The sequence below is a fragment of the Streptomyces sp. NPDC059455 genome (assembly GCF_042750115.1).
GTDB classification, from domain to species: domain Bacteria; phylum Actinomycetota; class Actinomycetes; order Streptomycetales; family Streptomycetaceae; genus Streptomyces; species Streptomyces endocoffeicus.
Map to the genome: position 1 here is coordinate 34,289 of NZ_JBHYVB010000017.1, position 8,554 is coordinate 42,842.

General features: G+C 70.9%; 10 protein-coding genes. 7 read left to right on the top strand and 3 right to left on the bottom strand.

Features of this window, described 5'->3' with window-relative positions:
* Positions 1 to 109 precede the first annotated feature (109 nt).
* A complete protein-coding gene (locus ACFXB5_RS08600; protein ID WP_166484177.1) occupies positions 110 to 742 on the bottom strand; it encodes a 1-acyl-sn-glycerol-3-phosphate acyltransferase in 633 nt (210 codons plus the stop codon).
* Positions 743 to 1,057: 315 nt separating this feature from the next.
* Here ACFXB5_RS08600 and ACFXB5_RS08605 point away from each other — a divergent pair, with 315 nt between their 5' ends.
* The 3 genes from ACFXB5_RS08605 (at position 1,058) to ACFXB5_RS08615 (ending at position 3,554) form a co-directional block, all read left to right on the top strand.
* Positions 1,058 to 2,221 (top strand): glycerophosphodiester phosphodiesterase, encoded by a 1,164-nt coding sequence (locus tag ACFXB5_RS08605; protein WP_385204134.1) that lies wholly within the window; start codon positions 1,058 to 1,060, stop codon positions 2,219 to 2,221.
* 184 nt (positions 2,222 to 2,405) lie between these two features.
* Positions 2,406 to 2,927 (top strand): sigma-70 family RNA polymerase sigma factor, encoded by a 522-nt coding sequence (locus ACFXB5_RS08610; RefSeq protein WP_385204137.1) that lies wholly within the window; start codon positions 2,406 to 2,408, stop codon positions 2,925 to 2,927.
* Positions 2,928 to 3,050: 123 nt separating this feature from the next.
* Positions 3,051 to 3,554, top strand: coding sequence for a GNAT family N-acetyltransferase (locus ACFXB5_RS08615; protein ID WP_385204140.1), 504 nt, complete (start codon positions 3,051 to 3,053; stop codon positions 3,552 to 3,554).
* Positions 3,555 to 3,591: 37 nt separating this feature from the next.
* On the opposite strand, the gene ACFXB5_RS08620 is transcribed toward ACFXB5_RS08615, so the two are convergent.
* Together ACFXB5_RS08620 and ACFXB5_RS08625 are read right to left on the bottom strand one after the other, a co-directional pair.
* Positions 3,592 to 4,059, bottom strand: a complete 468-nt coding sequence (locus ACFXB5_RS08620; RefSeq protein ID WP_385204261.1) for a hypothetical protein — start codon at positions 4,057 to 4,059, stop codon at positions 3,592 to 3,594.
* A gap of 16 nt (positions 4,060 to 4,075) precedes the next feature.
* Positions 4,076 to 4,444: a hypothetical protein gene (locus tag ACFXB5_RS08625; RefSeq protein WP_385204142.1), complete on the bottom strand. Its 369-nt coding sequence runs from the start codon at positions 4,442 to 4,444 to the stop codon at positions 4,076 to 4,078.
* Between the two features lie 148 nt (positions 4,445 to 4,592).
* On the opposite strand from ACFXB5_RS08625, the gene ACFXB5_RS08630 reads away from it, so the two are divergent.
* The 4 genes from ACFXB5_RS08630 (at position 4,593) to ACFXB5_RS08645 (ending at position 8,395) form a co-directional block, all read left to right on the top strand.
* Entirely contained in the window at positions 4,593 to 5,240 is a 648-nt protein-coding gene (locus ACFXB5_RS08630) for an HAD-IA family hydrolase (protein WP_385204145.1), read from the top strand.
* A gap of 401 nt (positions 5,241 to 5,641) precedes the next feature.
* A complete protein-coding gene (locus tag ACFXB5_RS08635; protein WP_385204147.1) occupies positions 5,642 to 6,700 on the top strand; it encodes a methionine ABC transporter ATP-binding protein in 1,059 nt (352 codons plus the stop codon).
* A complete protein-coding gene (locus ACFXB5_RS08640) occupies positions 6,697 to 7,479 on the top strand; it encodes a methionine ABC transporter permease (RefSeq protein WP_201854615.1) in 783 nt (260 codons plus the stop codon). Before ACFXB5_RS08635 ends, ACFXB5_RS08640 begins: the two co-directional genes overlap by 4 nt.
* A gap of 91 nt (positions 7,480 to 7,570) precedes the next feature.
* The gene (locus tag ACFXB5_RS08645; RefSeq protein WP_385204151.1) at positions 7,571 to 8,395 is read left to right on the top strand and encodes a MetQ/NlpA family ABC transporter substrate-binding protein; all 825 of its coding nucleotides are present in this window, start codon (positions 7,571 to 7,573) and stop codon (positions 8,393 to 8,395) included.
* The last annotated feature ends 159 nt before the right edge of the window (positions 8,396 to 8,554 follow it).

The window sequence follows — 8,554 nt, forward strand, 5'->3', positions numbered from 1 at the left end:
GCCCACCCCCCCGGCCGCCGCTGAGACACCGCCGCCCCCCCCACCCCCCCGCCGGGCGGCGCCGCACCCGCCCCCCCCGGGGTTCGCCCGAAACATCAGGCGTCAGCCGTTACGCGGCCGACTTCGCCTTCGTGGCGTAGATGTCCACGTACTCCTGCCCCGACAGCCGCATGACCTCGCTCATCACCTCGTCGGTCACGGCCCGCAGCACATAGCGGTCGCGGTCCATGCCCTCGTAGCGGGTGAACTCCAGCGGCTCACCGAAGCGGACCTCGACCTTGCCCGGCCGCGGCAGCCCCTTGCCGCCCGGCTGGATCCGGTCGGTCCCGATCATCGCGAACGGCACCACGGGCGCGCCGGTCATCAGCGCCAGGCGGGCGATGCCGGTGCGGCCGCGGTAGAGGCGGCCGTCGGGGGAGCGGGTGCCCTCGGGGTAGATGCCGAAGACCCTGCCCTCCTCCAGCACCCGGCGCCCCGTCATCAGCGCCGCGACACCGCCGCGTCCGCCGTCCCGGTCCACCGGGATCATGCCGACGCCGGTGAAGAACCAGGCCATCAGCCGGCCCTTGAGGCCCTTGCCCGTGACGTACTCGTCCTTGCCGATGAAGAAGACCTGACGGTCACAGACCAGCGGCAGGATCATCGAGTCGATGAAGGTGAGATGGTTCCCGGCGAGGATCACCGGGCCCGAGCCCGGAATGCCCTCGGCCCCCTCGACCCGTGGGCGGAACATCAGGCGCATCAGCGGACCGAGTACTGCCTTCAGAAACGCGAATCGGGACACGGGCCCTCCGGTCGGGGTCAAGGTCTGGGACGCAACCGTGTACGGTCCGTCAACCTCGTACCGCACCCGAGCGCCGATGAGGACGATACTCGCCGGTCGCGCTCCGGCGCACACCAGGTTCACCCACCTGGTATGCGGTCCGTACGCGGTGTTGACCCCCGTTCCCCACACGTTTCGCCCGATGTCTCCCGTAGGAAAGCCGCCCACGCCTACCATCAGGCCGTTCTCTGACTGGATTTGACAGGTGTTGAACACCACATCAAGGAGTGCTGCATGGAGCGGGAGCAGAAGCCCGGACGGCGCGCCCTGCTGGGGGCCGCGGCCCTCGGCGCGGGAGCGATGGCGCTGAGCGGTGCGGGCACGGCGACGGCCGCGGAGACGCGGACCGCGCCGGACGCGGCCGCGGGAGCGTCCGGCCGGGGCCATGAGCTGCCGGTTCCGACCGTGATCGGCCACCGCGGCGCCAGCGGCTACCGGCCCGAGCACACTTTCGGCTCGTACCAGCTCGCCCTGGACATGGGCGCGGACATCATCGAGCAGGACCTGGTCCCCACCAAGGACGGCCATCTGGTCTGCCGCCACGAGAACGACATCACGGCCACCACGGACGTCTCCGCCCACCCGGAGTTCGCCGACCGCAAGACCACCAAGACGGTCGACGGCACCAAGCTCACCGGCTGGTTCACCGAGGACTTCACCCTCGCCGAGCTGAAGACGCTGCGCGCCAAGGAGCGCATCCCGGGCAACCGCCAGCGCAACACCCTCTACGACGGCCGCTGGGAGGTGCCCACCTTCGAAGAGGTGCTCCAGTGGGCCGAGCGCGAGGGCCGCGAGCGCGGCCGCCGGATCTGGCTGTACGTGGAGACCAAGCACCCCACCTACTTCCGCAAGCTCGGCCTCGGACTCGAGGAGCGGGTGGCCAAGCTGCTCCGCCGCTACGGCCGCCACCGCAAGGACTCGGCGCTGTTCCTCCAGTCCTTCGAGCCCAGCAGCATCCAGCGACTGCGCAAGCTGGTGGACACCCCGTCCGTCGTGCTGCTGTCCACCATCGACAGCCGGCCCTGGGACTTCGTCGAGGCGAACGACCCGCGGACGGTCGCGGACCTGGTCAAGCCCGAGGGGCTCAAGTGGATCGCGAGCTACGCCCAGGGCATCGGCCCCGATCTGTCGGTCATCATCCCCCGGACGCCGGACGGCAAGCTGGGCACGCCTACCAGTGTGGTGAAGGACGCGCACGCGGCGGGGCTGATCCTGCACCCGTACACCATGCGCAATGAGAACACCTTCCTCCCGGCCGACTTCCGCCGCGGCACCGACCCCAACGCCTACGGTGACGCTTTCGGGGCGTTCAAGGCATACTTCGCGACCGGAATCGACGGCATCTTCTCCGACAACGCGGACACCGCGCTGCTCGCGGCGGCGGACTTCCGCAAGTGATCCGCGCGTGAGGCGAGTGATCCGTCCGTAAGGCCAGTGATCCGCCCATAAGGCGAGTGAACCGTCCGTGAGAGGCGGCGGCGGGGGCGCGCGAGCGTCAAGGCGCGGCCCCGCCGCTTCCCCGGTCGGGTGAGACCGCGGTCACCCGGCAACCACCCCACGACCGGCCCTCGTCCCGCCCGGCATGGACCTTGTGAAGCAGCTGGGCCCGTTGCTGGCCGCCGAAGCGGCGGCCGAGGCACACGGCGTCGGCGTCGAGCCCGCCGAACTCGAACAGGCCGTCTGGCTGCGGCTGCTGGAACGCACCCGGGACACCGGACCGCCGCCCCACCCCGCCCGCTGGCTGCGCCGCGCCGTCCGGGCCGAGGTGCGCGGGGTCAGGCGCCGGGCGCGCCGCGAGGTGCCGTACGACCCGGTGGCCGGCGGCCCGCCCAGCGGCCCCGAGCCCCGTCCGGCCGAACACGCCGTGCTGGCCGCGGAGACCCGCCGGACGCTGCGCGCGGCGGTGCGGCGGCTGCCCGGACGCTGCCCCGCGCTGCTCACGGCGATGCTCTCCCGTACGGATCCCACGTATCGCGAAATCGCCGGTCAGTTGGGAATGTCACAGGGCAGTCTGGGCCCGGTACGTTCCCGATGTCTGGGTTGCCTGCGCAGAATGCTCACGGCGGAGGTTGCGGCTCCTGAACCATGGGGAAAGGAGCGATAGACAACCGGCGCCTCGGAGGCGGACGTCGACCACGCGGCGCCTCCACCCAGGCCATGAACCCCCGGTCGCACTCCCACCCTCACCGCGACCGGTGGACTGACGACATAGGGGAGGCATGCGCACATGGGCATGAGCGTGACCATCTCCGCGGCGACCGCGGACGACGCCGAGCAGATCCTGAAGCTGCAGTATCTGTGCTACCAGGGCGAGGCGGAGCTCTACGGCGACTTCTCGATCGAACCGCTGACGCAGTCGCTCGACGACCTGCGCGCCGAGCTGAGCGAGGGCTGTGTGCTCGTCGCCCGGCTCGGCGCGGAGGTCGTCGGCTCGGTCCGCGGAGTCGTCGACGACAAGGGAACCGCCGCCATCGCCAAGCTGATCGTCCACCCCCGGATGCAGCGGCACGGCCTGGGCGGACGGCTGCTCGCGGCGATCGAGGAGCGGCTCTCCGAGGAGCGGGCCGCCAAGCGGTACCGCCTGTTCACCGGCCACCGCAGCGAGGGCAATCTGCGGCTGTACCGCCGCTACGGCTACGCCCAGGTGGGCACCGAGGAGGTCAACCGCCGACTGAGCCTGGTCACCCTGGAGAAGGACGCCACGGCCGCCGCGTACGCCGCCAGCGCCTGACGCGGGACGCGGGACGCGGGACACGGGCCCGCCGGGGTCAGCCCCGGCGGGCCTTCCTGAGCCACAGCAGGCCCGTGACCGGCAGGAAGATCGGGATGAACAGATAGCCCATCCCGTAGTCGGACCACACCGTCTGGTCCGGGAAGGCCGACGGGTCGGCGAGGGTCCAGGTGCCCACGGTCAACACCCCCACCAGCTCCAGCGCACAGCAGACGATCGCCGCCTTACGGGCGCCCTCGCCGCCGCGCACCAGCGAGACCGTGATGAACGCGTACACCACGGCGGAGACCGCCGAGAGGATGTAGGCGAGCGGGGCCTCCTGGTACTGCGCGATCAGCTGGTAGACCGAGCGGGACGCGGCGGCCACCGTGAAGACCCCGTAGAGCATCACCAGCAGCCGCCCCGGGCCCTGACCGAGCCCGGTGCGCGCAGTGGATTCCGGTTTTCCGGCCGCCTTTTCGGTCGCCTTCTCGGCCGCTTTCCCGGCCGCCGAGTCCTCGGTCATCGACGCCTCCCGTGAATCAGCCACCGACGCCTCCCCAGATGTCGTAGAGCCGCACCTCGAGCACGGCCAGCACCACGGCCGCCGCGGAGACCGTCGCCGACCCCCAGCGGGTCCGCTCCGTCAGCGACATGAACGCCGCGATCGGCACCGCGAGCGCCGAGCCGATGAGATACGCCACGAAGATGGCCACCCCCTGCTGGGGGTCGGCCCCGCCCGCCAGCCGCACCACTCCTATGGCCAGCTGCACGATCGCCAGCAGGGCCACCACGGCCATGCCGATGAAGTGCCAGTCCTTGGTCGGCTGGTCCCGGTAGGCGGCGAAGCCGCACCACGCGGCGAGGAGGAGCGCGGTCACACCGAGCGCGACCGTCAGCGCGTCGATCAACGGGACCTCCGCGCGGTGCGGCGGCGCACCCGACGGCGGCGCACACAGGGAGTGACAAGCATGGGACGAGGGTAATCGGCCCGGCCCGGCGCACCGCGCTCGGCCCCGTGCCCGAGGGCCTCCGCCACCCCCACGTACGCTGCGGCTCATGAAGATCTCCGCTGACGCGCTGTTGTTCGACAACGACGGAACCCTCGTCTCCTCCCTGGACTCGGTGCATCGCTGCTGGACCCGCTGGGCCGAGGAGCAGGGGATCGCGGCGGAGGACTTCGCCCGGGTCGAGCTGCACGGCCGCCCGGCCGACGACATCATCGCCGATCTGCTCCCCGTCGACCGCGCCCCACGGGCCCGCGCGCGCATCGACGAGCTGGAGCTGGAGGACGTACCGGGCGGGGTGAAGCTGCTCCCCGGCACCGCCGAGCTGCTGGCGGGGCTGCCCGCCGGGCGCTGGGCCGTGGTCACCTCCGCCAACCGCGAGCTGGCCGAGGCCCGCCTCGCCGAGGTGGCCATCCGGCCGGGGACGCTGATCAGCGCCGATGACATCACCCGTGGCAAGCCCCACCCCGAGCCGTTCCTGCTGGCCGCCGAGCGGCTCGGAGTCGACCCGGCACGCTGCGTGGTCTTCGAGGACGCCCCGGCCGGGCTCGCCGCGGGCCGCGCGGCCGGGATGCGGACCGTGGCATTGGCCACAACGACCGACCGGGCGGAGCTGGTCGCCGATGTCGTGGTCGAGGACCTGTCGGCCGTGTCCGCACAGGTCTCCGACGGGGGAGTGGAGATCACCTGCCGGGTCTGAACCGGATCCCGGCCACCCCGCCGACCGTCCACGGACCGAGCAGCACCGTCCGTTATACGGACATGCTTGATGGGTCCGTACCGGTGTCTGTTTTACTTGCAGCCATGACCACGACGAGCTGCCGCATCCCTGCGACCGAGGCGATTCCCGCGCCCGGTGCTCGTTGTCGGTGTCGAATGTGTGACTGCTGAGGGCCCCCGCTGAGCCTCGCGCCCCGAAGCGAGACCCGCTGAGCCGGATCCGTGCGCCCATCGCGCCGGACCGTGCCGCCCCGCGTCACCGGAACCCGAACCGCGCCCACACACCGGGCATGCCCTCGGGTCCACCCTGTCGCGTTCCGAAATGAACGAGCCGTGCCCGGCGGCACCAACCGCCGTGCACTCAACAGTGACGGAAACCCTGTGATCACCACCACGGACCTGACCAAGGTCTACCGCTCACGAGGCCGCGAGGTCACCGCCCTCGACGGCGTCGATCTGCATGTCCGCGAGGGGGAGGTGTACGGCGTCGTCGGCCAGAGCGGCGCCGGGAAGTCCACCCTCATCCGCTGTGTCAACCTCCTGGAGCGCCCCACCTCCGGCACGGTCAGCGTGGCCGGCCAGGACCTGACCGCACTGACCGGCCGGGGCCGGCGCGCGGCGGGGCCCGCGCTGCGCCAGGCCCGCAGCCGTATCGGCATGGTGTTCCAGCACTTCAACCTGCTCTCCTCGCGCACTGTGCGGGACAACGTCGAGCTGCCCCTGGAGATCCTCGGCGTCTCCGGCAAGGAGCGCACCCGCAAGGCCCTGGAGCTGCTGGAACTGGTGGGCCTCGCCGACAAGGCCAGGGCGTACCCCGCACAGCTCTCCGGCGGCCAGAAGCAGCGCGTCGGCATCGCCCGCGCGCTCGCCGGCGAGCCCAAGGTGCTGCTCTCGGACGAGGCGACCTCCGCGCTGGACCCCGAGACCACCCGCTCCATCCTCCAGCTGCTGCGCGACCTCAATGAGCAGCTGGGCCTGACCGTGCTGCTCATCACCCACGAGATGGACGTCGTCAAGAGGATCTGCGACTCGGCCGCGCTGATGCGCGACGGGCGGATCGTGGAGTCCGGCAAGGTCAGCGAGTTGCTGGCCACGCCAGGCTCCGAGCTGGCCCAGGAGCTCTTCCCGGTCGGCGGGGTGCCCTCGGGCGAGGACCGCACGGTCGTGGACGTCACCTTCCAGGGCGAGGCGGCCACCAAGCCGGTCATCTCCCAGCTGTCCCGTACGTACAACATCGACATCTCGATCCTCGGCGCCGCCATGGACACCGTCGGCGGCCACCAGGTCGGGCGGATGCGGATCGAGCTGCCCGGCCGGTTCGAGGAGAACGTCGTCCCGATCGGCTTCCTGCGGGAGCAGGGCCTCCAGGTCGATGTGGCGGCCATCGCCGACGGCCCGCGCGCGACCCCGACCCCGCTGCTCAAGGAGGGCGCCAAGTGACCTGGTCCGAGATGGAGCCCCTGCTGGAGCAGGCCTGTTGGGACACCCTCTACATGGTCGGCTGGTCGGCGCTGATCGCCGTCGCCGGCGGACTGCCGCTCGGTGTGCTGCTGGTCCTCACCGACCGCGGCGGAGTGCTCCAGAACGTGGTGGTGAACAAGGTCGTCGGGCAGGTCGTCAACATCGCCCGCTCGATGCCGTTCATCATCCTGATGGTCGCCCTGATCTCCTTCACCCGCGCGATCGTCGGCACCACCATCGGCCCCGAGGCCGCCATCGTGCCCCTGGCCATCGGCGCCATCCCCTTCTACGCCCGGCTCGTGGAGACCTCGGTGCGCGAGGTGGACGGCGGGCTGGTGGAGGCGGTGCAGTCAATGGGCGGCTCTACCTGGACGGTCGTCCGCAAGGTGCTGCTGCCCGAGTCGCTGCCGTCGCTGATCTCCAGCGCGACCACCACGATCGTCGCGCTCATCGGCTACTCCGCGATGGCCGGCACGGTCGGCGCCGGTGGCCTCGGTGACCTCGCCGTCCGCTACGGCTACCTGCGGTTCGAGACCAAGCTGATGTGGATCACCGTCGCCATCCTCGCGGTGGTCATCGCCATCATCCAGTTCGCGGGCGACCTCGCCGCCCGCGGTCTGTCGCACCGCGGCCGCTCCTCGGTCGCACCGCGGCTGGTGCTGCTGCGCGGTGGCGCGTCCCGGGCCGGGAGGCCCGTGCCGGAGCAGCGGGCCGCGCCCGCCGAGATCGAGACCGTGGAGCCCACCAAGGTCCCCTGAGCCCCCACCCCATCACCCCCGTACCACCCCGCCCGAATTCCGCTTCCGCACCCGCGGCGGATTCGTGCGTCCCCGAAGAAAGGCACTTTTCGTGCGTAACACCACCAAGACCGTCACCACCGTCCTCGCCGCCGGAGCGCTCGCCCTCGGTGCCGCCGCGTGCGGCGCCCCGGGTTCGTCGGACGACAAGAACGGCGCGCTGGTCGTCGCCGCGAGCCCCGTCCCGCACGCGGAGATCCTCAACTACGTCAAGGACCACCTGGCCGACAAGGCGGGCCTCAAGCTCGAGGTCAAGGAGTTCACCGACTACAACACGCCGAACCTGTCCACCCAGGACGGCTCGGTCGGTGCCAACTACTTCCAGAACCAGCCGTTCCTCGACGACTTCAACAAGAAGAAGGGCACCGACATCGTGCCCGTCGTCACCGTGCACCTCGAGCCGCTCGGCCTCTACTCGCACAAGGTGAAGAAGGCCGACGAGCTCAAGAAGGGCGCCACCGTGGCCGTCCCGAGCGACACGGTCAACGAGGCCCGCGCGCTGAAGCTGCTGGACGCGAACGGCGTCATCAAGCTCAAGAGCGGCGTCGGCAACGAGGCCACCCCCAAGGACATCACCGCCAACCCCAAGGGCCTGAAGTTCAAGGAGCTGGAGGCCGCCCAGCTGCCGCGGTCGCTCGACGACGTGGACGCCGCGGTCGTCAACGGCAACTACGCCATCGAGGCGCACCTCAAGCCCGCCAAGGACGCCATCATCCTCGAGTCGCCCAAGAACAACCCGTACGCCAACTTCCTGGCCGTGAAGAAGGGCAACGAGGACGACCCGCGCGTGAAGAAGCTGGCCAAGCTCCTCACCTCCCCGCAGGTGAAGAAGTTCATCAAGGAGCAGTACCAGGGCTCCGTGCTGCCGTCCTTCTGATCCACGGCACCCCGTCACCACCGCAACGAATTCGCCAACGTTTCCCGCCCGCCGGCGGATCCCCGAGGCCGGGGGCGCCGGCCCGCACACCCCCCGCGGCGGCGCCGCGTAACACCCCCCGGCCCGGAGTAACCCACGCAGCTCGCGGGGGCCGGCCCA

What these genes read in the sequence shown, in the direction of transcription:
- ACFXB5_RS08600 (WP_166484177.1), bottom strand. Translation starts at nt 742, where the DNA reads ATGCGCCTGATGTTCCGCCCACGGGTCGAGGGGGCCGAGGGCATTCCG.
- ACFXB5_RS08605 (WP_385204134.1), top strand. Translation starts at nt 1,058, where the DNA reads ATGGAGCGGGAGCAGAAGCCCGGACGGCGCGCCCTGCTGGGGGCCGCG.
- ACFXB5_RS08610 (WP_385204137.1), top strand. Translation starts at nt 2,406, where the DNA reads ATGGACCTTGTGAAGCAGCTGGGCCCGTTGCTGGCCGCCGAAGCGGCG.
- ACFXB5_RS08615 (WP_385204140.1), top strand. Translation starts at nt 3,051, where the DNA reads ATGGGCATGAGCGTGACCATCTCCGCGGCGACCGCGGACGACGCCGAG.
- ACFXB5_RS08620 (WP_385204261.1), bottom strand. Translation starts at nt 4,059, where the DNA reads ATGACCGAGGACTCGGCGGCCGGGAAAGCGGCCGAGAAGGCGACCGAA.
- ACFXB5_RS08630 (WP_385204145.1), top strand. Translation starts at nt 4,593, where the DNA reads ATGAAGATCTCCGCTGACGCGCTGTTGTTCGACAACGACGGAACCCTC.